This window comes from Altericroceibacterium spongiae, assembly GCF_003610805.1.
GTDB lineage: Bacteria > Pseudomonadota > Alphaproteobacteria > Sphingomonadales > Sphingomonadaceae > Altericroceibacterium > Altericroceibacterium spongiae.
Genome location: NZ_RAPF01000004.1, coordinates 353,459 through 376,046, shown reverse-complemented (window position 1 = coordinate 376,046; position 22,588 = coordinate 353,459). Strand labels below are relative to the sequence as shown.

General features: G+C 56.6%; 21 protein-coding genes. 14 read left to right on the top strand and 7 right to left on the bottom strand.

All coding sequences use genetic code 11. The features are described from left to right. Window positions 1–369 precede the first annotated feature (369 nt). The 3 genes from D6851_RS10130 to D6851_RS10120 all read right to left on the bottom strand — a co-directional run bounded on the left by D6851_RS10130 (window position 370) and on the right by D6851_RS10120 (window position 3,570). The gene (locus D6851_RS10130) at window positions 370–1,515 is read right to left on the bottom strand and encodes an NHL repeat-containing protein (protein ID WP_238474029.1); all 1,146 of its coding nucleotides are present in this window, start codon (window positions 1,513–1,515) and stop codon (window positions 370–372) included. An 81-nt stretch (window positions 1,516–1,596) separates the two neighbouring features. After that, a complete protein-coding gene (locus tag D6851_RS10125) occupies window positions 1,597–2,670 on the bottom strand; it encodes a pyridoxal phosphate-dependent aminotransferase (RefSeq protein WP_210210344.1) in 1,074 nt (357 codons plus the stop codon). A gap of 81 nt (window positions 2,671–2,751) precedes the next feature. Continuing rightward, window positions 2,752–3,570, bottom strand: a complete 819-nt coding sequence (locus tag D6851_RS10120; protein WP_238474028.1) for a sulfite exporter TauE/SafE family protein — start codon at window positions 3,568–3,570, stop codon at window positions 2,752–2,754. 366 nt (window positions 3,571–3,936) lie between these two features. Between D6851_RS10120 and D6851_RS10115 the strand changes: the two genes are divergently transcribed. Together D6851_RS10115 and phoA are read left to right on the top strand one after the other, a co-directional pair. Then, entirely contained in the window at window positions 3,937–5,160 is a 1,224-nt protein-coding gene (locus D6851_RS10115; RefSeq protein WP_120324747.1) for a mechanosensitive ion channel family protein, read from the top strand. A gap of 86 nt (window positions 5,161–5,246) precedes the next feature. Continuing rightward, window positions 5,247–6,677 (top strand): alkaline phosphatase, encoded by a 1,431-nt coding sequence (phoA, locus tag D6851_RS10110; RefSeq protein ID WP_120324746.1) that lies wholly within the window; start codon window positions 5,247–5,249, stop codon window positions 6,675–6,677. A gap of 58 nt (window positions 6,678–6,735) precedes the next feature. Here the strand turns inward: phoA and D6851_RS10105 are convergent, their stop codons facing one another. After that, a complete protein-coding gene (locus tag D6851_RS10105; RefSeq protein ID WP_120324745.1) occupies window positions 6,736–7,128 on the bottom strand; it encodes a response regulator transcription factor in 393 nt (130 codons plus the stop codon). Window positions 7,129–7,444: 316 nt separating this feature from the next. Here D6851_RS10105 and D6851_RS10100 point away from each other — a divergent pair, with 316 nt between their 5' ends. Then, window positions 7,445–8,419 (top strand): MarR family winged helix-turn-helix transcriptional regulator, encoded by a 975-nt coding sequence (locus tag D6851_RS10100; RefSeq protein WP_120324744.1) that lies wholly within the window; start codon window positions 7,445–7,447, stop codon window positions 8,417–8,419. Between the two features lie 2 nt (window positions 8,420–8,421). Here the strand turns inward: D6851_RS10100 and queF are convergent, their stop codons facing one another. Next, window positions 8,422–8,889: a preQ(1) synthase gene (gene queF / locus D6851_RS10095; RefSeq protein ID WP_120324743.1), complete on the bottom strand. Its 468-nt coding sequence runs from the start codon at window positions 8,887–8,889 to the stop codon at window positions 8,422–8,424. A gap of 116 nt (window positions 8,890–9,005) precedes the next feature. Between queF and D6851_RS10090 the strand changes: the two genes are divergently transcribed. The 4 genes from D6851_RS10090 (at window position 9,006) to D6851_RS10075 (ending at window position 13,497) form a co-directional block, all read left to right on the top strand. Next, window positions 9,006–10,247: a superantigen-like protein SSL4 gene (locus D6851_RS10090; protein WP_120324742.1), complete on the top strand. Its 1,242-nt coding sequence runs from the start codon at window positions 9,006–9,008 to the stop codon at window positions 10,245–10,247. A gap of 69 nt (window positions 10,248–10,316) precedes the next feature. Next, complete coding sequence (gene sseA, locus D6851_RS10085; RefSeq protein WP_120324741.1) at window positions 10,317–11,162, top strand: 3-mercaptopyruvate sulfurtransferase; 846 nt, start codon at window positions 10,317–10,319, stop codon at window positions 11,160–11,162. Continuing rightward, window positions 11,159–12,361 (top strand): cystathionine beta-lyase, encoded by a 1,203-nt coding sequence (metC, locus tag D6851_RS10080; protein ID WP_120324740.1) that lies wholly within the window; start codon window positions 11,159–11,161, stop codon window positions 12,359–12,361. The genes sseA and metC overlap by 4 nt, the downstream gene beginning before the upstream one ends. Next, a complete protein-coding gene (locus tag D6851_RS10075) occupies window positions 12,358–13,497 on the top strand; it encodes a mechanosensitive ion channel family protein (RefSeq protein ID WP_120324739.1) in 1,140 nt (379 codons plus the stop codon). Before metC ends, D6851_RS10075 begins: the two co-directional genes overlap by 4 nt. Before the next feature lie 158 nt (window positions 13,498–13,655). Here D6851_RS10075 and D6851_RS10070 read toward each other — a convergent pair whose 3' ends face one another. Continuing rightward, the gene (locus D6851_RS10070) at window positions 13,656–14,198 is read right to left on the bottom strand and encodes a TetR/AcrR family transcriptional regulator (RefSeq protein WP_120324738.1); all 543 of its coding nucleotides are present in this window, start codon (window positions 14,196–14,198) and stop codon (window positions 13,656–13,658) included. Window positions 14,199–14,217: 19 nt separating this feature from the next. Between D6851_RS10070 and D6851_RS10065 the strand changes: the two genes are divergently transcribed. The 7 genes from D6851_RS10065 (at window position 14,218) to D6851_RS10030 (ending at window position 19,890) form a co-directional block, all read left to right on the top strand. Further along, entirely contained in the window at window positions 14,218–15,336 is a 1,119-nt protein-coding gene (locus D6851_RS10065; RefSeq protein ID WP_238474027.1) for a Rieske 2Fe-2S domain-containing protein, read from the top strand. A 203-nt stretch (window positions 15,337–15,539) separates the two neighbouring features. Then, a complete protein-coding gene (locus tag D6851_RS10055) occupies window positions 15,540–15,839 on the top strand; it encodes a hypothetical protein (RefSeq protein ID WP_120324735.1) in 300 nt (99 codons plus the stop codon). Between the two features lie 88 nt (window positions 15,840–15,927). Next, window positions 15,928–16,689, top strand: a complete 762-nt coding sequence (cobA, locus tag D6851_RS10050; protein ID WP_120324734.1) for a uroporphyrinogen-III C-methyltransferase — start codon at window positions 15,928–15,930, stop codon at window positions 16,687–16,689. Next, window positions 16,686–16,985, top strand: a complete 300-nt coding sequence (locus D6851_RS10045) for a DUF2849 domain-containing protein (RefSeq protein WP_120324733.1) — start codon at window positions 16,686–16,688, stop codon at window positions 16,983–16,985. The genes cobA and D6851_RS10045 overlap by 4 nt, the downstream gene beginning before the upstream one ends. Next, window positions 16,985–18,619, top strand: a complete 1,635-nt coding sequence (locus D6851_RS10040) for a nitrite/sulfite reductase (protein ID WP_120324732.1) — start codon at window positions 16,985–16,987, stop codon at window positions 18,617–18,619. Before D6851_RS10045 ends, D6851_RS10040 begins: the two co-directional genes overlap by 1 nt. Continuing rightward, a complete protein-coding gene (locus tag D6851_RS10035; RefSeq protein ID WP_120324731.1) occupies window positions 18,612–19,061 on the top strand; it encodes a DUF934 domain-containing protein in 450 nt (149 codons plus the stop codon). Before D6851_RS10040 ends, D6851_RS10035 begins: the two co-directional genes overlap by 8 nt. Window positions 19,062–19,065: 4 nt before the next feature. After that, on the top strand, window positions 19,066–19,890 hold the full coding sequence (locus D6851_RS10030) for a phosphoadenylyl-sulfate reductase (RefSeq protein ID WP_120324730.1): 825 nt from the start codon (window positions 19,066–19,068) through the stop codon (window positions 19,888–19,890). Window positions 19,891–19,991: 101 nt separating this feature from the next. On the opposite strand, the gene D6851_RS10025 is transcribed toward D6851_RS10030, so the two are convergent. Then, the gene (locus D6851_RS10025) at window positions 19,992–22,568 is read right to left on the bottom strand and encodes a TonB-dependent receptor plug domain-containing protein (protein ID WP_120324729.1); all 2,577 of its coding nucleotides are present in this window, start codon (window positions 22,566–22,568) and stop codon (window positions 19,992–19,994) included. Between the last annotated feature and the right edge of the window lie 20 nt (window positions 22,569–22,588).

Genomic DNA, 22,588 nt, shown 5'->3' with positions numbered 1-22,588 from the left:
CAGCAGCGGCCCGATCAGCGCCCACTCCTCATCCGCTACACCGATCCGCTCGCCCAACGCTGCCTCCAAAAGGTAGCCTTGAATCAAGCGCTCAGTCTCAGGTCAAGCTTTGTCCACGAAGCCTAATGTTTCGCGACTGGGATGGCTGGCGTGAGAGCGATAATGAAAGTGAAGAGCGACAAGCGGGATAGTGGCATATAAAGATTATTCCGTTCCATATGTATTCTATGTTCACTAAGCCTATTCAGTCTATATAGATGAATAGGATCAAAGAATAAGAGAATATACGCTTCCATCACATTGATTAGATGGCTAGTTTGCTTTTGAAGTAGAAAGTTTTGCCGAAACGCTTATCCCGAGCATCACCTGTCAATCATCAAATCCGGTAAAGACAAAGCGCTGAACCCTGCGGCCAGTCCCGACTTCGGTTGTGTAGACATTGCCCTGACTATCCACGTCTACGCTATGCAGCCAGATGAACTGGCCGGGATATCGGCCATTCTTGCCGAAACTGCCAAGAATTTCGTGCGTCTTGCGTAGCAAAATCCACACCCGGCCATTCATCATGTCAGCCACATAAACATACTTGCCATTGGGGCTGAAAGCGACATCCGAAGCAGTACGCGTCCCGCCGGTTTCAGGGGCAATGACAATATCGCGCAAAAATTCGACACCCTCCGGCGTTTCCCGGAACAGCTGCAAACGGTTGTTCCGGCGATCACAGACATAGACGGTCCGTTCAGGTCCCCGGACCACGCAATGGACGATGTCGCCAAAACTTGTGGATTCGGTGTCAGCACCGCCATCACTGGAGCTGGTCGCCTGGCTCTGGTCAAAGGCGCCTTCGCGCGCGGGCGCAGAGGGACGCTTTCCATAAGCTCCCCACATGTAAGCAAGATCCAGCGCATCTGAATCAAATGCCGCAATGCGTTTATTGATGTAGCCGTCGGCAATCAGAATGCGTTCGTCATTTGCGCTGATGTCTGCCGGGTTGCCCAGCGCAGTTTCCGACAGATTGCCCCCGGTTGTGCCCCGCCTCCCGATCTGACGGATATACTCTCCATCCATAGTGAAGTTGAGGACTACATGATCGCCATCACCGTTCCCGCCGATCCAGATCGTTCCATCATCAGCGGCATGAAGGCCATGCACATTGGCAGGCCATTGATTATCTCCGCTAAACTCCGCAGCATAATCCGCACCGCCCCAGGCCAGCAGCAAATTCCCTTCTTGATCGAAGCGCATCACATGAGGCGGCGTAGTGCAGCATGCCACAGCAGATGGTGGGTTCGTATCAAGTCCACGATCAGTTGGACTGAGTGAATTAGGCCGAGTCAGAATCCATATCGTATCTTCCTGATCAACCGCCAGGCCGGGCACCTGCCCCAGAATCATTTCTTCAGGCAAACGAGGCCAGGATGCATCTGCCTTGAAAACAGGGAAGGGAACCGTGTGCTCCAGTCTTTCACTACTGATATCAACCAGCACGTCGGCCGCAGCTGGTGATACAGACACGCATGCCAAACCCGCTGCTAATGCAATCCTGTTTCCAATCCTCACCATGTGGCCCCGGCTCCTCTCCTGCCAGCGACTGATCTATACCCGGAGCTTGTCGATAATCTCCGGCAAGGCAGCCGCATATCGCTGCACATCGTCCATCTTACCTGTGCTGACGCGGGAATATTGTGTCCAATCGCCATAAGCCCCGCGGATCGAAACCCCTCTTTCCGCCATGGCCTTTTGCACCGCATCCGCATCAGGCACTTCAACATACACGAAATTGGTCTGAGAGGGCAGAGCCGTCAGCCCCGCCCGCGACACGGCATCGAGGATCATTTCCCTCCCTTCCCGAATCATCGCTTTAGAGCGTGTGAGAAAGGCTGTATCGTTGTAGGAACCGATGGCTGCCGCAAGACCGGAGACATTGCCGCCAAAGCTCATCAGATAGCCACGGATCAGACTAGCATTTTCCTCGCTGGTAATCCCATAGCCGACTCGCATACCGGCCATGCCATAGATTTTCGAGAATGTTCGGCAGACAATGACATCTTTCCCGTCACGGACCAGATCAATCAACGAGTTACCCTCTGGGTCATCGACCAGCTCATTATAGGCTTCGTCCACAAGCAATGTCGCTTTGGGCAAAACCTGTCCGGCGAAACGGCGCATTGCGGCCGGATCGGCCAGCATCGCGGTAGGGTTGTTCGGGTTGCAGATATGGACCAGCGAAACGCTGTCATTCATCGCTGCCTGCATGGCCGGCAGATCGACATTCATATCGCCTGCCAGTGGCACGCGGATAGCCTTGGCGCCCTGCCTTTCACCATATTGCACCGTCGTGTCCCAGAAGAGCCCGGGACACAGAATGGATCCCTTACGCCCCCAGGCCAAAGCAACGGCGGAAAGGATTTCCGTCGATCCCGAACCGACAACGACCTGCGAAGGCGATACATTATGCCGCTCCGCAATCATTTCGGTCAGCTTGCGAACACCTCTATCGGCATAATAACAGCCTTTCGCCATTGTATCGGATACGGCCTGCAAGGCGCTTGGCGCAGGGCCGAATGGGTTTTCATTTCGACTGAGCTGCGCATTGCCTGCAAGAGGACCGAACAGCCCGCCAACCTGTTTTGCCTGTGCCGTTGCCGCCAGGACCTGCGTATTTGCCATGGCGGCAAGTCCTGTAGCTGCGGCCGATCCTGTTAGAAACAATCTGCGATTTACATCTGTCATCATCTGCCCCCTGACTGTTTAGCTATTGGTCATCATCGTCACGCCTACAACGACCAGATATACTCCGAAAACTTTGCGCAGCAGCGCTGGGCTGAGCTTGTGCGCCGCCGCCACGCCCAGCGGAGCGGTCAGCATAGATGTCGCAATAATGGCTAGCGCGGCAGGTATATTGACATAGCCGAACGATCCCCACGGCGTACCTGGCTGCGCCAGCCCGATGGCAATAAAACCTATAGTGCCAGGTATCGCGATAATGGCGCCCATACCCGAAGCTGTCCCGATGGCACGATGAATGGGCGTGCCGCAACTCGTCATCACAAGGGTTGCAATCGTTCCCCCGCCAATGCCGAGCAGCGCGGACAACATGCCCAAACCTCCGGCAAGACTCATCCGCACAGCACCATCTGGCATAGCTGCAAAGGCACGCCGCTCAGCTTTTGCCGGGATGAGAAAATAGGCGGCAAAGAGCAACACGCCGACACCGAAGATCATGGCCAGCGTCACACTGGATACACGCCCTGCAACGAAGGAACCCAGCACGGTCCCCAATACCACCCAAGGTGCCCAGCTTCGCAATACGCTTACATCCACCGCGTCACGCCGGGCGTGAGCCGAAACCGAGCGCAGCGAAGTAAAGATAATCGTCGCCAGAGAGGTTCCGATCGCAACATGCGTCACCTCACCCGGCGAAGCTCCCAGTAATGGCAGGATCAGCATAAGGGCCGGAACCACGACAAAGCCGCCCCCAATACCAAAAAGTCCACCGGCGAAACCGGCCCCCGCCCCTGCAGCGAGAAGCGCGAGCAGAGGAACGAACAAGGATGAATAGTCAGTCACGTTGGATACAAATACACCGGATTACGAGACCGTCCAGCCCGAATAGCGTTTTACAGCAAGGAACGCGTCATTTCGGCAAAAATTGCCTAATTTTGTTGAAAATAATGCGTCAATCAAAGGATATTAGCGTCAAATTTGCAGGATTCACAATGCTTAAAGACTATCAGCATAGATTATCATCAAAGCTCTCCTTCGCTCTATATTGAATACAATGAGACTAACGTCTCACCCTTCGCAAACGCAGCGCGACAGGCGCTGAGACAGTCAAAATTTGTCAATTGAAATCCAGCACTCTAGGCACAACGCTCTCGGCAATTATCGCCACTTCAGACCGATCACGATCAGAGAAGAGCCAGCCATTTTATCATGACTTCCCTATCAAGTGCCTCCGACCTGATTCCTACTATCGCAAAAGACCTGCCTTTCTGGGTCGAGACCCTGATCGGTATCGCCGTTCTCGCTCTGGCTTCCAGCCTTGCCAATCTCATCGTCAAAAAGGTGATCCTGCGCTTTGCTATCCAGCTTTTGCCGCATGACACCCCCGCTCCGGCAGCAATTGTCGCTCGTCTTGCCAATATTGTGCCGGTGCTGATTGTGTCGGGCGGTGTTACAGCCATTCCGCATCTTTCGCCCGAGCTGGTATCGCTTACGCGCAATATCTGCACGGCTTTCATCATTCTCACAATCGTTCTGGCAATCAATAACGCACTCAATTTTGCCAACGAATTGTATCGCCGCCGTCCCGATGCGGCGAGCAGGCCAATCAAGGGTTATATTCAGGTTCTGAAAATCGCGATGTTCGCCGGTGCCGCGATTCTGATCATTGCGGCTTTGCTCGAACAATCCCCGCTACTGATACTCTCCGGACTTGGTGCGATGGCCGCAGTTCTTCTGCTGGTATTTCGCGACACGATCCTCTCTCTGGTGGCATCTGTTCAGCTCACATCGAACGACATGCTCCGCGTCGGCGACTGGATCGAGATGCCCGATCTGAACGCCGACGGGGAAGTGTTCGACATCGCACTGCACACGGTGAAAGTTCGCAATTGGGACAAAACGATCACCACCATTCCAACCCATCGACTGATATCGGAAAGTTATAAAAACTGGCGGGGAATGGAAGAATCCGGGGGACGACGGATTATGCGTGCACTTCCTATCGATCAAAATACAATCGGTTTTCTTACCGAGGAGCAGATCAGTAACCTTCATCGCTTCGCACTGATTTCCGATTATCTGGACGAAAAGTCGAAAGAATTAACCGAATGGAACGGAATGCTGGACGATGGCGATCCGCTCAATCAACGCCGGATCACTAATATCGGAACATTCCGAGCCTATGTGATTGCCTATCTCCGTCACCATCCAAGCTTGTGGAGCAATCGCATATTGATGGTCCGTCAGCTCGACCCAAGCGCCCAGGGCCTGCCTCTACAGATCTATTGCTTTACGCAAACCACTGCCTGGACCGAATATGAAGCCATTCAAGCCGATATATTCGATCATCTGATCGCTATTCTGCCCGAATTTGGATTACAGCTTTTCCAACAGCCCAGCGGTCGTGATTTTCGAGCGCTGAGAATCAATTGAACGCCCGCTCCGGCTTTTGTCATTATCATGTCATACATAGGGCGAAATGGGCCCTCTCAGGTTGCCCCCATTTGTCAGGAGTGATTATGCCCCGCCTATTCCGTTCCGTTCTTCTGAGCGGCGTGCTCGCCACAAGTATTACCCTGTCTGCCGCCGGTATGGCGCAGGACAGCCCGAACCTGTCTCGCGCGGCCAAGGGCGTTTTGAGTGAAAAAGGTGGAGCAAGGCGGTTGAAGGCCACCGATATGACCGACGAATATCGTAGGTTGCTAAAGGATGGTGACGTTCACAACGTTATTTTGCTGATCGGCGATGGGATGGGCGATTCCGAGATCACTGTTGCGCGCAATTATGCAAAGGGCGCCGGTGGTTATTTCGAAGGTATCGATGCTCTGCCGTTTACAGGTCAATACACGCATTATTCGCTCCACCGGGAAACCGGTAAACCGAATTATGTAACGGACTCAGCTGCCTCAGCCAGTGAGTGGGCTACCGGAGTTAAGACTTATAATGGCGCGATTTCCGTTGATATTCACGGCCAGCCGCATCCCAGCCTGCTTATGCTCGCAAAACAGGCTGGCTATGCCACAGGTGACGTTTCCACCGCCGCTATTCAGGATGCGACACCAGCAGCTCAGATCGCCCATGTCGTGCAGCGCCGCTGCTACAGCCCTTCGGTTACCAGCGAAAAATGTCCTGAAAATGCGCTCGAAAATGGTGGTGCAGGCTCCATTTCGGAGCAGCTGCTCGATTCGCGCCCCGATGTGACACTAGGGGGCGGCTCGGCATCCTTCGAAGACACCGCAAAAGCCGGCGAGTGGGCCGGTAAAACTCTTTCGACTCAAGCCTTAGAACGCGGCTTTACCATTGTACGCAATGCTCAGGAGCTGGCTGCTGTCGATACAGCCAATCAGCGCAAACCTTTACTTGGGCTGTTTTCAGAAGACACTATGCCGACCCGCTGGACCGGGCCTCGGGCCACTCACTACGGCAATATCAATGAAGCACCCGTGCGCTGCACCGCTAATCCCGAACGCACTAACGACATTCCCAAGCTTGCTGCAATGACTGCCAAGGCGATCAATCTTCTGAAATCCAATCCAAAAGGCTTCTTCCTGCAGGTCGAAGGCGCATCGATCGACAAACAGGACCATGCTGCCAATCCTTGCGGCCAGATCGGTGAAACTGTCGATCTCGATGAAGCCGTGCAGGTTGCATTGAATTTTGCCAGGGCCGACAGACACACTCTGGTAATCGTAACCGCAGACCACGCCCATACCAGTCAGATTGTTTATAACGATGTGAAGTCACCTGGACTCACCCGGTCGCTCATCACAGCAGACGATGCGGTCATGACAGTCAATTACGCTACCCAGGAAGAAGGTTCACAGGGCCATACCGGAACGCAGCTTCGGGTAGCGGCTTTCGGTCCGCATGCTTCTAATTTTCTGGGACTGACCGATCAGAGCGATATGTTCTTTACCATCAGCAACGCGCTTAATCTGGACAGTAAGTAAATCGTCCGGCGAACAGGACCGCCCCGGATGCCAGTAAAGATACGTGGCCTCCGGGGCGTCAAAATGTCGGCCGGGCACGGCGGAATTTTTGATCCATGAGCTGTTCTGCGCGAAACACGAGCTCATCCGGATCAAACGGCTTTGTCATGTAGTCATCCGCCCCTTCGTAGAAGGCGATATTCTGGCTCTGCTTAGCATCAATAGCAGTAAGCATGAGAACCGGTACCATGACCAGACTTTCAATCACACGCATCTCACGCAGTACCATTCCGCCGTTCATAACGGGCATATTCTGATCGAGAATAGCAAGATCCGGTGGACGAAAACGCATAGCACGCAAAGCCTCGTCCCCGTCCTGTAGCCACCCTACAGCGTGGCCGGCATTCATCAACGCATCGATTACAATCTGCGCAACGATTTCATCATCCTCTGCGTAAATGATGCGACCCATTTTCACGCTCTCACTATGTCAGGCAAGGCGTACATTTGTGCATTTTTTGCGCCTTGCGATGATAACAAAGTTAATTTGTACCGTGATTTTATTAATAATTTCTATAGGTTATATACAGTGTTTCACCCTAAGGCGGAGAAGCGGATAAGGCGCGGTTCTGTTTATTTTACCGAGATAATTTACACTCCCATGAAGCGATCAAAGGCATTTTTAACGTTTTCTTTTACTTATTGACCAACGATATTAGTAGCTTTCGAATACTAACATTCGGTGGTATTTGGATTGGATAACAATCAGGTAATCGGCAGTCATTACTATGCAAACTGCACTTCTCGCTTCGGAACAGGATACGTTTAATTCCGACACGGAATTAATGCAGCAGTTTCTTTATAAGCCTGGATTTCTTGCCGCACGCATTGACCAGATTTGCACGGTTCTGTTCGCCGAACTGACACCGGATGTCACTTTACCACAGGCGGAACTGATGCTGCTGATCGATCGTCGCGGGGCGATGTCACAGATTGATCTGGCCCGGGCTGCAGGAAATGACAAATCAACAACGGCCTATATTGTCAGTAATCTGGAAAAAGCTGGCCGCATGATACGTTACAGCGATGCGAAGGACCGACGCGTCCTGCTGGCCGATCTGAGCGATAGGGCACGCGACGAAATGACAGCAATAAGGGAACATTTTGCCAGGCTTCAGGTCTGGCTTGCCCAAGGCGATAGCGCAGAAGCCCATCAGGCCCTTATCTCTATATTACAAAACATCGCTCGCGATGGTGAAACCGCCGCTCCTCCCTGGCAACGCGATCCGTCAGAAGGCGCGCCCGATCTCGACGATGCGACAAGCTTTCTGGTCCGCCGCTTACTACAGGCTCTTCAAGCAGAATGTATCGCTCGCACAGCCGGGCTTAACGTTACACTGCGGCAATTCTCGCTGCTGTTCATTCTGCGTCATCGTCGCTCGATCACACAGGGAGCCTTTTCACGACTGTTCGGGCTCGATCCTTCGACCTGTTCGGTCATCATGCGCGGGCTGGAAAAGCGCGGAATGATCGGCTGGAAGCGTTCGCAGACCGATAAGCGGGAGCGTATCTACCAGATCACCGAACTGGGCCAACAGACATTTCCGGAATATTACGAGCAAGTCCGTATCGCCCAGCGATGGATCATGCGCCAGAATAGCCAGGACGATTTCGCTTTAATGGTCGACCAAATGCGCCGGATCGTGCGCGTCCATAATGCAGTGCTGCGCTATCCGGGCATGGTGGCCGAACTCATCGGATAAATCTAACCACGCCCGCGATAGGAGGCGACTCCCTGATCGGGCACCCACAGGCCTTCAGGTGGCGAACCGCTCTGCCAGAAAACATCGATCGGAATACCGCCCCGTGGATACCAATATCCACCAATCCTGAGCCAGCGTGGCTTCATTTCATCAAACAGGCGCTGACCGATTCCGACCGTCACGTCTTCATGAAAACCGCAATGATTGCGAAACGAACCAAGAAAAAGCTTCAGGCTCTTGGATTCCACGATCGTTTCCTCCGGCGCATAGTCCAGCACCAGATGAGCGAAGTCGGGCTGCCCTGTCACCGGGCAGAGCGACGTAAATTCAGGTGCCGCGAAACGGATCAGATACAGGCTGCCTTTGCGCGGGTTCGGCACATAGTCCAGTACCGCATCTTCGGGCGAGACCGGCAAGGCACTTTGCTGGCCGAGGTGAAGTGGATGGGTCTGTTCGGGAGTGTCACTCATGCAACGCTGATGCCCTGATCGAAGCCATCGCACAAGTAGTCGGTTTGACGTGAATAATTCAGCCGCTATTCAGCGCTTCCCCGCTTGGCGCATTTTTAGCGCATAACATCCGAGCTATGACCATTCGTCACCTTATCCTTACCGGCCTGGCCCTCCTGATCGCTGCCCCCGTCTCGGCGAATCCGAATTCCATAACCGGATTCCAGCTACCCCCTTCAAGCGATGAGACTCCTGAAGTGCAAGGGCCGGTGGTTGAAGATGAACCGGCTCCCACAACGCCCCGGAACGCACCTGCTCGCGAGCCTGAACCGGCACCGGAGCCGCAAGAAGATTCAAGCCCTCGACCGGCAGTCACTCCGCAACCCAAGCAAACACCGCGCGCCACGCAAATACCGACGCCTGAGGTACAAGTACCCGCGCCCGTTCCGCAAACCCAGGCACAGCCTCCACGGTCAACGCCATCCCCGACGCAGCAAAGCAGTGAGCCGGCCACCACGGCAGAGAGCAACGCAGCATCTGCGCCCGAACAGGCACCGACCACAACGGAGCATGAAGGCACTGTCGAGCCAGCAGCGCCCGAAACCGCAGCCGCACCGGCTCCGGAACCAGCAGTCAATAAGGAACCGGGTGAAACTGCATTCTGGCCATGGTTGATTGGCTTCCTGGTGCTGGTCGTCGGTGCGGCGGGCGGTTTCGTCTGGTGGAAACGCCACAGCGCTTTGCGCAAGCCTAAACGGATCGAACCTCCCATAGTTTCTCCTGTCGCAAAACCAGCCCCAAGCCAGCCGATACGCCAACCCGAACCGCCCCCCGTACCGGTTGAGCCAGCCTCTTCCAGCGAGGAGATCGAGAAAGAAGATAATACGGAAGCATCCCAGCAGGGTCCGCTGAGGATTGCACTGGATGTGCGTGAATTATCGCTTACCCTGCTGAACGCCACATTATCTTACCGGCTGATGCTGAGCAATAATGGCGAAGGGCCACTACGAGATCTCGCGCTCAGCGGTGATCTCATCGCTGCCCACGCCTCACTGACCCGCGAAGAGCAACTGGCCAGCGAACTGCACACCATGGAGGAGCTGGAACGAATCGATTATCTGGCACCGGGCAGCAATTACGTCTTCAACGGCGAATTTCGCCTGCCTTTCGGCCACATTCGACCGATCCGTCAGGGTAACGCCTCTCTTTTTGTCCCACTCGCTCGATTCCGCGTTTCTGCCGAAGGGCTGCCTAAAACATTGATCCAGACATCGCTTGTCGGTCTTCGACCCGCCCGCTCAGGAGGTGGTTTGCAGCCGTTCCGCCTCGATCAGGGGCCACGCGTCTATACCGAATTATCGCAACGCGCCTTTGCCTGATCCGAACTCAGCCGGGTTGGACAACTCGCCCCTCGACGGCTCGTGCTACACAGTCTACCCCTTAGAGCCATGGAATCTCTTGTTTCGACCAGATGGCTGGCGGCAAGGCTGGATGATCCGGACCTCGTAATCCTCGATGCGTCCAGCCATCTCCCCACCGCGCAGCGCAATGCTGCGGCAGAATTCACCGAAGCGCATATTCCGGGTGCCCGTTTTCTCGATCTTTCACGCCTGATCGATCCTGAAAGCCCCGTTCCCGCCGCTCTTCCCCGCCCCGATCAGCTGGCCGAACGATTGACCAGACTGGGTGTGAGCGAGACCAGCCGCATCGTGATCTATGATGACAGCGATGTGAAAACATCCGCTCGCGCTTGGTTCATTCTCCGTCATAACGGTGCCCGCGATGTAGCGATTCTCGATGGCGGACTTGCCAAATGGCGCGCTGAAGACCGGCTTCTTGAACATGGTTATAATGAAGGCGGTGGCGGCCAATTCACACCTTCTCAGGGGCCCGGCGAAGTCCGTAGCAAGGCCGAGATACTCGTCAATTGCACCAGCCAGTCAGAACAAGTGCTCGATGCACGCGATTCCGGACGGTTCAGCGGCATAACGCCCGATTTTCGCGGGAATATTCCCAGCGGCCATATTCCCGGCTCGCATAATTTGCCTTTCAACTTCCTCTATCGGGAAGATGGCACCTTCAAATCCACAGACACCATACGGGCTATGTTCGAACAGGCCGGAATCGACCTGTCCAAACCGCTGATCACGACTTGCGGCAGCGGCGTTACCGCCGCAGTGCTTCTGTTCGCAGCTCATCTTCTGGGTAAGGACGATGTCGCTCTGTATGATGGCAGCTGGAGCGAATGGGCCGCCGATCCCGAAACCCCCAAAGCGACAGGACCCGCTGAATGAGTTCGCATAAAGACTGTAAGCCTGCCACCCGGATCGTTAGTGGTGGGCGCCGCAAGGAATGGACATGGCCGGTAGTTAATCCACCTGTTTGGCGCGGTAGTACGCACCTCTATGAAAACAGTCAGGATTTACGCGGCGGCCATCCCAATGCAGACGGGCATTTCCATTATGGCCGCCGGGGTTCGCCAACACAGTGGGCTCTGTCGGAAGCCCTGACCGAACTGGAACCGGGTGCCTATGGTACGGTACTGTTTCCAAGCGGTCTTGGAGCGATCTCCGGCGCGTTGCTAAGCGTGCTCAAAGCCGGCGATGTGCTGCTGATGACCGATAATGTCTATGAGCCGAGCCGGGATGCGGCGCGTACCTTGCTGGCCGATTTCGGTATCGAGACACGCTTTTTCGACCCGCTGGATCTGGACGGTTTTCCCGATCAGTTCTGCGACAGGACAAAAGCCGTTCTGCTCGAAGCACCGGGCAGTCTGACGCTGGAAGTCTGCGACATTCCGGCCCTTGCCGCCATTGCGCGCGACAAGGGCGCACTCAGCCTGATCGACAATACCTGGGCCAGCCCGCTCGGCTTCAACCCGCTCGTCCATGGCTGCGATATAACTATCATGGCTCTGACCAAGCATGTCGGCGGACATTCCGATCTCATGATGGGCAGCGTGGCAGCCGGGGAAGAATTGTACAATCGGGTGCGGCTGAAGTCGCAGGCGCTGGGCATTGTAGTCTCGCCCGATGACGCAGCCCTCGCCTTGCGCGGTTTGCGCAGCATGCATGTCCGGCTGAAGCAATCTACAGCTACAGCGCTGAAACTGGCGGAATGGCTGAACACCCGCCCGGAAGTTGCGCGGGTCATGTGCCCCATGCTGCCCGGTGCACCGGGGCATGATCTCTGGGCCCGCGATTTTACCGGTGGCTGCGGTTTGTTCAGCTTCCTTCTGCGCGATTGCGATGTACAGGCGCAATCGCGCTTTATCGATGCGCTGGAACTGTTCGGGATCGGCTATAGCTGGGGCGGGTATGAAAGTCTCGCCACACCTTTCGAACCCAGCCGCGCTCGCAGTGCAACCGCCTGGCCCCCCGAAGGCATATCGCAGAGCGACCGATATGGGATCAGGCTTGCCATCGGGCTCGAAGACGCCGATGATTTGCTGGCAGACTTGGCCCAGGCCTTTGAAAAAATGGAACCCGGATGACAGCTTCCGCCGATACAGCGGCTCCTGAAACAGGCAATTCACTCACCAGCCTGCTTTACCCGCAGGCTGGTGAAGCTGCGTCGTCAGCCTCATCGACAGCTACTCCGGCGGCACAACCCACCGAGCAGGCTGTCGGAGCTGCGGAAAGTATCAAGGATGCCGTTACTCAGCATTCGGTGACAATCGGCGGAATTATCGAAAAGCTGGATGCCATCGGCTTTACTGTCGGTTCCACTCGCATTTCCGTGTGGAGTGCGCTTCTGGTCGTCATGGTGCTGGCCGCCATCGTTGTGTGCGCGCAGGTCGGCAGCAAATTGGCGCATAGTCTTTTCAACCGTCTGACACGGCTCAATCCGGCGCAACAATTGCTTGGCGAAAAGCTGCTGACTCTGGTGGTCTGGGCAATCGCCATTCTGATCGGGATCGATATTCTCGGCATTAATCTTACGGCTTTGACTGTGTTTTCCGGGGCTTTCGGCCTTGCCATCGGCTTCGGTCTGCAAAAGACATTCGGCAATCTGATCGCCGGAATCATTTTGCTGATGGACCGTTCGATCAAGCCGGGTGACGTGATTGCGATTTCGGATCAGGCAGGCAATTCCACCTTCGGGCAGATCCGCAAGATCGGGATTCGTGCGGTTTCTGTGACCACCAGAGACCGGCGCGAATATCTGATTCCGAACGAACAATTGATGATCAATCAGGTGGAAAACTGGTCTTATTCCAGCAAGGTTGTGCGGATTCAGGTGCCGGTGGGAATTTCCTATCAATGCGATATCAAACTGGCCGAAGAGCTGATGCTGGAGGCCGCCAAGAAGGCCAAGCGGGTGCTGGACACGCCGCCCCCTTCCGTCTGGCTCGACAATTATGGCAACAGTTCGGTCGACTTCGTGATTCAGTGCTGGATCAACGATCCTGAAGATGGTGTGGGTAATGTCCGTTCCGAAGTGCTGAAAAATCTGTGGTGGCTGTTTCAGGAAAAAGGGATTGAAATTCCGTTTCCCCAGCGTGACCTTAATTTGCGCTCCAACGCACAATTCGACCAGCTTATAGCAGCAATATCTCAACGCATCGAACAAAGAGGGGGTGACACGGGTACCGCCCCTTCCTCAGACGGGGCGCAGAACGGCTCCTAACAGGGCCAGAAAGCCGCCGAACGGGGCCAGAACCGAAGCGAGCAGAGCCATTGTCCGCCCGACCCGCTCGCGAAATGGTCGAAGCCATCGGTAAGGCTTGCCCTCACCTGAGCGGAAGGCCAGCTTCGCTCCTCCACAATCCGCCTTACCGCGGAATCTCAGCGTCTTTTGGCAGCTATACTATGGATACCTTCGATGAGCACTTCGATCGCATACCCGATTTCTCTGGCCCCTTCGCGACCCGCCACATTGCGCCCAAGAGTGGTCCAGCCTGTAACCAGAGCTTGAACTGAAGTCTGAGCGAAGGCCGCCTGGTCAGCGTCGGCACCTAACCGCGTTAACTGGCCGATCAAGTCCATCCTCAATGCTGACAGAGTTTCATTGTCAGGCCGGGCCTGGAGTATTAATTTCTGAATATCGGGAATATCGACCTGCGCTTGCCAAAGCGACATCCCGAAAGCTTTGAGCCAATCCTCCCAGTTGGAACAAGCCGGCACCTCTTCCACGCATTTCCGGAATATCCGACCGGACATTAAAGTATAGAGGGCCTCTCGATCCTTAACATGCCAGTAGAGCGAAGAAACGCTCGCATCGAGCCGCTTGGCAACCTTGCGCAAGGATACACCCGACAAACCCTCTTCTTGAAGAAGCTGGATCGCCTCCGCGATTATCAAATCGGCTGAGAGTTTCGAAAATGACATATCTGCCCTTGACCATACCTTGGGAAAAAGGGAAACCCTGAACAAAACGAACAGTGTTCGATTCGTTGGGAGATGGATTATGTACCCCTTCAGGGAAGGTTCTTTCGCACCCCGCAACTGCTGGTATGTTGCGGCATTTAGCACAGAAATCACCGAGAAGCCGCTCGCGCGCACAATCCTTGGCCTTCCGGTAGCGCTATATCGCAAGGCGGATGGCGAAGCCGTTGCTGTGGGTGGCCGTTGCCCGCACCGCAATTTCCCGCTTGGCAAAAGTACGGTAAACGGCGATGATATCGTATGCGGATATCACGGGATCGCTTTTGGTCCCGATGGCCGGTGCACCCACATCCCATCACAAAAGGTCGTGCCTGGAACATATAAAATCCCCACCTACCCGCTGGTGGAACACGGGATCTGGCTGTGGATCTGGATGGGTGATCCGGAAAAGGCAGATCCTTCCCTTCTTCCCGACCTCGAGGAGATTGGCTTCTACACTGAAGGAACCAAGGCTGAGCCGATCTTCTTCAACGAGGTCAAATGCCGGTATCAGTTGCTGAACGACAATCTGCTCGACCTCACTCACCTCGCGTTCCTGCATGGCACCAGCATCGGTGTGCTTGAGAATGCGACAGTTCCGGAAGTCGTAACGCAGGACGCCAATGTCCTGCGCAGCAGACGCCATATCGTCGGGGCTCCCGCCACACCTCACATTCAGAAGCGTTTCGGCTATACCGGAGCAGTCGATCAGGTCGTTGGCATGGATTTTTATCTCCCCAGTTTTCATGCCGGCTTCTCAAATCACATATATGCAGCCGATCACCCGGAGCTGGCGGGCGAGCCGATCCAGCGAGGCCTCGTCTTCCACGCGATCACGCCCGCTACCCGGACGACCAGCTACTATTTCTTTGCAATCGCAACGATTGGCGAGCAGGCGAATGTTGAAAACGCGAAAAAGAGCCTGGGACCGGTCATCGAAGAGGATATCTTCGCCTCGGAGGAAATAGAGAAGATGATCGAACTTGTCGGTGGAAACCCGACTGAACTCATGATCAAAACCGATCGCAATGCGGTGCTTGGACGGCGCATGTTGCAGGCGATGATGGATGAAGAAACCGAGGCGGCCAAAGTTCCGGCCTGACCAAGAGCCATAACCGATAACATCATGGACTACCTGCGGGTCCAGAAGAGAAGGTGCGGCCTTTTACAGCAGAAGTTCCTGCGCGCGCCGTTAGGGGTCGGCGATTTCCGCAAGAATGCCGAGGTCGATCGTATCTACCCTCCGGAGAAGGTAGACATCTTCAAAAGACTTACGGGTACGGACCGGCGGTACCCCGGAGCTGGATGACACGCACTTCTGCGAAATTGCGTCCAGCGAAGGGGGAAACCGGTTTCATTGCCGCCTCGGTGCTGCGCTACAAGCCGCTGCCTTATGACGCTGAACTTTTCGAGGTCGGGACGGTCGCGCCTGCCTTTGAGGATGCGGTAATATTCTGTGGAGCTTTCCCGGCTCATGCCGCCGATCGGACCTGTCCTGCGGCATCGTCTCTCTCCCCTGCACGGCGTGAATCGTGCCATTGTGAGGGCCGATATTTACCGTGGCGGGCGGAAGAACGCGAAGAAGGCGCCATAGCCTGTCTTTAGCTCCCGGGCTCAGAGCCTAAAGCTTACCTACCCTGCGCCAAAACCATTCTCGCTGGCACTCTGCGGCCTGCTTCGCCATCTCGGGGCCATGGAACAGGCAGGAACAGTCTATCTCGTGGGGGCAGGCCCCGGCGATCCCGACCTTCTCACTTTGCGCGCCGCCCGGCTGCTGATGGAAGCGCGGCTGATCGTGCATGACGGGCTGGTGGACCCGAAAATTCTCTCCATGGCACGGGCCGATGCCCGGCTGATTTCGGTCGCCAAGCGCCGCTCGAAACATACGCTGCCGCAGGAGGAGATCAATGCGCTCCTGATCCGCGAAGCGCGTGCGGGGCGCGATGTGCTGCGGCTCAAAGGCGGCGATCCGCTGATTTTCGGACGCGGCGGCGAAGAAGCAGAAAGCCTGCGGGCGCATGGGGTGAAGGTCGAAATCGTCCCCGGCATCAGTGCGGCCAACGGTGCGGCCGCGGCGGCACAGATAGCGCTGACCCATCGCGACCATGCCAGCATCGTCAGCTTCGTGGCCGGCCAGTGCAAGGGCCTGTCGGATCAGAACTGGGTCGGCCTGGCCGGAAAGGGCCGCACGCTGGTAATCTATATGGGCGTCAAAACCGCACCGCTGATCGCCGAGAAGCTGATGGAAGACGGCCTTTCGCCCGATATGCCGGTGGCAGTGATCGAAAATGGCGCCCGCCCCGAAATGCGCGTATTGCGCAGTTCTCTCGCCGGGCTGCCCGATATGGTCAGCGCCGAAAAAGTCAAAAGCCCCGCTCTGATCGTGATCGGGGATGTCACCGCGCAGGCCGATGATGCCGCGCTGAACCACATCGCGCTGGAGGCGCAGAAATGAAAATCCTGACGGGCAATGATCTGAAATCGGGCGCTGTCGTGTGGTGGACCGGCAAAGGCTGGTCAATCCATGTCGACGATGCCGTCGATGCGGGTGAGGAATGGGAAACCGTGCTCGCCAGCGAGGAAGCGGAGCGCCGGGTGAATGTGCCCTATGCCGTGGAAGCGGAACAGCGCGCTGACGGCAGCATCCGCCCGGCCCATATCAAGGAACGCATTCGCGCGCTCGGCCCCACGGTCCGCGCCGATCTTACGCTCAAACCCAACGATCCCGATGCGATCGCAGAGGTAGTCTGATGTATCAATATGACCAATATGACCAGGCGATGGTCGATGCCCGGGTCGCGGAATTTCGCGACCAGTGCCGCCGCCGCCTCGAAGGCCACCTGACCGAAGACCAGTTCAAGCCGCTGAGGCTGATGAACGGGCTCTATCTCCAGCTCCATGCCTATATGCTGCGCGTGGCGGTGCCCTATGGCACGCTGAACAGCCGGCAAATGCATATGCTGGCCGATATTGCCGACAAGTATGACCGTGGTTACGGCCATTTCACCACCCGCCAGAACATTCAGTATAACTGGATCAAACTGGAAGATGCGGCCGATATTCTGGCCGACCTCTCCAAGGTGGAAATGCACGCCATCCAGACCAGCGGCAATTGCATCCGCAATATCAGCTCGGACCATTTCTCCGGCGCAGCCGCCGATGAAGTGATCGATCCGCGTCCCTATGCCGAACTGATGCGTCAGTGGTCGAGTTTTCATCCGGAATTCAGCTATTTACCGCGCAAGTTCAAATTCTGCGTGATCGCTTCCGAAAAGGATCGCGCGGCGATGCGGCTGCACGATATCGGCATTCGCATTCTGAAGAATGAAAAGGGCGAAGTGGGGGCGCGTTTCCATGTCGGGGGCGGCATGGGCCGCACGCCGATGATCTCCCCGGTGATCCGCGATTTCGTGCCGGTGGATCAGCTTATCACTTATGCCGAAGCCTGCCTGCGCGTCTATAACCGCTATGGCCGCCGCGATAATAAATATAAGGCGCGTATCAAGATCCTCGTCCATGAACTGGGCAAGGAAGAATATACCCGTCAGGTCGAGGAGGAATTCCAGCATCTGCTCGATCAGGGTGTGGAGCCGCCTTATGCCGAACTGGAGCGGATCAAAGCCTATTTCGCCGATCCCGCTTTCGAAGAGGGACTGAGCGACGATCTCGATCTGTCCGATCCCGATTTCGCGCTGTGGGTGAAGACCAACACCAATCCGCATAAGCAGGCAGGCTATGTCAGCGCGGTAATCAGCCTGAAGCCGGTGGGCGGCATTCCGGGCGATGCCACGGCCGAACAGATGCATCTGATTGCCGATCTGGCGAAAGACTACAGCTTCGATGAACTGCGCGTGATGCACACGCAGAATATCGGGCTGCCCCATGTGAAGAAGGCAGATCTCTACGCCATCTGGCAAAAGCTCGATGCCGCAGGGCTCGGCACGGCCAATCTCGACCAGATCGGCGATATGATCGCCTGCCCCGGCCTCGATTATTGCAGCCTTGCCAATGCCCGCTCGATCCCGGTGGCGCAGAAGATTTCGCAGCGTTTCGACAAGAACGGCAAATCCGCTGCGCTGGGCGAATTGAAGCTCAAGATTTCGGGCTGCATCAATGCCTGCGGCCATCACCATGCCGGCCATATCGGCATTCTCGGCGTGGACCGGAAAGGCAAGGAGAATTACCAGCTCTCCTTCGGCGGTTCGGAAGGCGAAGATACCTCGCTCGCCAAGATCACCGGCCCCGGTTTCGACGAAGACGGCGTAGTCGATGCGGTGGATAAGGCCACCGATGTCTATCTGCGCGAAAGGCAGGATGGCGAACGGTTCCTCGATACTTATCGCCGCATTGGCATGGCTCCGTTCAAGGAAGCGCTTTATGACTGAGACAGCTCCCGAAAATCACGTGCAGTTCCGCTTCCGTGACGACGCTCAGGTGAGCGATCCGGCGGTAACGGTGGATGCCTTTCTGGGGCAGACCAATGCTGCGGCTGTGCGGATCGAGCCGGGCGACGATGCCCGCCAGTTGCTGCCGCATCTCGACCGTATTGCGCTGGTGGAAGTGAATTTTCCCGCTTTCACCGACGGGCGCGGTTATTCCGCCGCCCGGTTGCTGCGCGAGGAAGGCTATCAGGGCGAATTGCGCGCCGTGGGCGATGTGCTGATCGATCAGCTTTCGCATATGAAGCGCTGCGGGTTCGATGCTTTCGCACCCGACGCTCCGCTGAATGAAGAAGACGCACAGGCCGCCTTTAACCGCTGGCCCGAAGTCTACCAGTCCGCCGCCGACGATCGCCAGCCGATCTGGGCCTTGCGGCATAAGGGGTAACAGCATGACTGACAGCACGAATATCGCTCATGACGAAACCCGGTCGGTCGACCGGATCGATACGGCTGCGCGCTTTTCGGAAGCGGATGCCATCCGCCTCAACCGAATGTTTCGCGGGCAGGAGACGATGGACGTGCTGTATGCTGTGCTGAAAGACGGGCTTGCCGGCGATGTCGCGGCAGTGTCCAGCTTCGGGGCGGAAAGCGCCGTGCTGCTCCATCTGATGGCGCAGGTCGATCCGGCGACCCCGGTCCTGTTTCTCGAAACGGGCAAGCATTTCCCCGAAACGCTGGCCTATCGCGATGAACTGATCGAAAAGCTGGGCCTTACCAATCTGGTCAATCTGACGCCGGATGCAGAGGAACTGGCCAAAAAGGACGATAACGGACTGCGCTGGTCATGGGACCCGGATGGCTGCTGCGAAATCCGTAAAGTGAAGCCGCTGGCCGGGGCACTGGCGCATTATGACGCATCGCTGACCGGACGCAAAAGCTTCCAGTCCAGCACCCGCGCCAATCTGCCGCGTTTCGAAATCGATCATTCGGATGCGCAGGGCCGCCTCAAGATCAACCCGCTGATCGACTGGCAGGCGGAAGATTTGCAGGCCTATATGGACCGGCACGACCTGCCGCGCCATCCGCTGGTGGCGCAGGGCTATCCCTCCATCGGCTGCATGCCCTGCACCAGCAAGGTGGCGCCGGGCGAAGATCCGCGTTCGGGCCGCTGGGCCGGCTGGGACAAGACCGAATGCGGCATTCACAGCCCGAACAATCCCGATAATAAGGGTGACGAAGGCGATCTGCCTCCGGGCTACGAACCGGCTTTCTGAGGGTCGAAAGAATATTGGCGCTTCGGCGCGGTCTGTCATCATAAAAAGGGCGGCATCGCATGGATGCCGCCCTTTTTCGATATCGGTGGATCGCCTGTCCGTCAGAACGAAGCGTTGAGCCTCACATACCAGAAACCGCCATTATAGCCGAAAGGCGAGCTGTCGACATAGCGGTTGCCGCTCACCGTCGCCTGGGTCGGCACATACCAGTTGGAATTGGGCTGGCCGGGCGCGCGGATATCCTTATCCGGATAATTGTCGAAGAGATTCTCCGCCCCGACTGCCAGAGTCACACTGTCAGTGACCCGATAGCGCGCTTCGAGATCGGCCACGAATTCGCTGCCGACATTAAGCGGACCGCCATCTTCGGGCTGCGCCCAGTTCGTGAAGCTATCGTAGAAATAGCCCCGCGCGGTCAGCGAGAAACGGCCGAGCGACCAGTTTTCGGTCAGCGTGGCCTGCCATTTGGGCAGGCTGTCTTCGATATTGCCTTCACGCATTTCATCGACCACCGCCGGATCGCGCGAAAGCACTTTGGTAGCATTGTAATTCAGCGCCAGAGTGGTTTCGAACCGGCCGATACCGGTGCTGGTGCGGTGGCTCGCGGTGAGATCGACACCCTGCGTGCGCGTCTTGAATCCATTGGCGAAATAACGCACCAGCCCGACTGTCGCCCAGTTGGTCAGCCCCGCCTGACGCAGGATCTGCCGCTGTTCATCATTCTCGATCAGAATGAAGCTGGCTATGCCCATCCGGTCACGCACTTTGATGTTGTAGTAATCGACCGTGAGATTGAACCCGCCGCCCGGCGTCAGAACGAAACCGGCCGACAGATTGGTCGACTTTTCAGGGACAAGCGGCTTTGACCCGAAAGCGATAGAGGCCGGATTATCCGCCGGTAGTGTCAGCAGCTCCACGGGGTTCGGACCGAAAAAGCCGGTAATTCCCGCTGTGGTAAAAAGTTGCCCCGGTGTCGGCGCACGGAAGCCCGTGCTGGCCGTCCCGCGCACCGCCAGCATTGGCGATACGGCATAGCGGGCCGAAATCTTGCCATTGGTGGTGCTGCCGAAATCGGAGAAATGCTCATAGCGCCCGGCAAGGCCGAGCGTCAGCCCTTCGACAATGTCGGTTTCCACATCGATATAGCCGGCATAGCTGCGCCGCGAACGGTCTACCGCAAAGCTCGGTGAATAGCCGGGAAACCCACTGACGCCCGGTGCCTGCGTGGCGAACCCTCCGCCGCTGAGCGGCTGCACGGTGTAAGGCCCCGCCACATAAGAGGGATTGTCTCCGATACCGATTTGATAGGCTTCGGTGCGGTGTTCGGCCCCGATGGCGATCGTTACCGGAGAGGCCAGACCGATCTCCCAGGGATAGGCCAGATCGGCATTGAAATTGGTCTCACGCTGTTCGAGCGAGCCCATATAGAAACTGGTCGGCGAATCCGGGCCAAGCGAGGCATTGAGCGAATTGTCCATCGAATATTCGACATGGCTCTGCCCGTAACTGGCACTCACATCGTAAGTCACGCCGCTATCCAGTTCGCCCTTATAGCCACCAACCAGCGAAATATCGGTGATCTTGCCCTGAAATTGCGGTTTGAACCCGTTGGGATAAAGATCGGCGAAATTATAGGTTGCCCCATCGGTATCCCAGCTCCCGTCAGGCAACTGATCGAGATAGATATCGTTAAACACGCTGGAGCGCGGATAAAGCGCCGTGCCGGTCCCGTTCTGGTCGGGGCCGGTTGCATCCACCGGCTGACGCCAGTTGAATTCGACCTGCTGCTTGCTCCAGCCATAATTGCCGAACATATACAGTTCCGAACTGTCCGACAGCGCAATACCGCTATTGACGAACAGGCGATAGGATCGCGATTTGGGATTGCCGATCTTCTGGATCGGGTCGGTCACCTCCACATCGGGGCGCGATTGCGACACCGCCAGCGCACCGATCCGCTGCCCGCCGCGACTGGTATAGCCGGAATCGAGAAATTCGCCCGATACATTCATGAAACCGTCGGGGCCGAGCGGCAGGCCGACATTCATGGCTGCCTGATAATCCTTCCCGTCGCCTTCATAATACTGGCCGTAGCGCGTGCGCACATCCACACCCTCGCTGGCTTTGCGCAGCGAATAATTGATGACCCCGGCAATCGCATCGGACCCGTATTGCGCCGAGGCGCCGTCGCGCAGCACTTCGATACGCTCGATCGCAATGCTCGGAATCTGCGACACGTCCGGCCCCTGCGCCCCGCTCGCCAGCGGACCGCCATTGAGCTGAACCATCGCCGAGCGATGCCGCCTTTTGCCATTCACCAACACCAGAATCTGATCGGGCGGGAGGCCGCGCAAGGTGGGTGGACGGACGAAACCCGACCCGTCGGACAGGATGCCGACAAAGCGCCCGACATTATAGGACGGGATCAGCGAACGCAGAATATTGTTCATGTCTCCCGAGGACTGGCTTTCGAGATCGCCTGCCGTGAATACATCGATCGGTGCGGCGGATTCGAGCACCGAACGGTCGGTCCGGCGGGTGCCGGTGACGATGATCGTATCTTCCTCATCCGCCATATCCTGCGCCGCTGCCTGTGCCTGCGCTTGCGCCTGTGCAGGCATGGCGCAGGCGCAAGCCGCCGCTATGGCAAACATACTGGTTACATTTCGAAACATCATTGGCTTCCCCCATCTGTGAA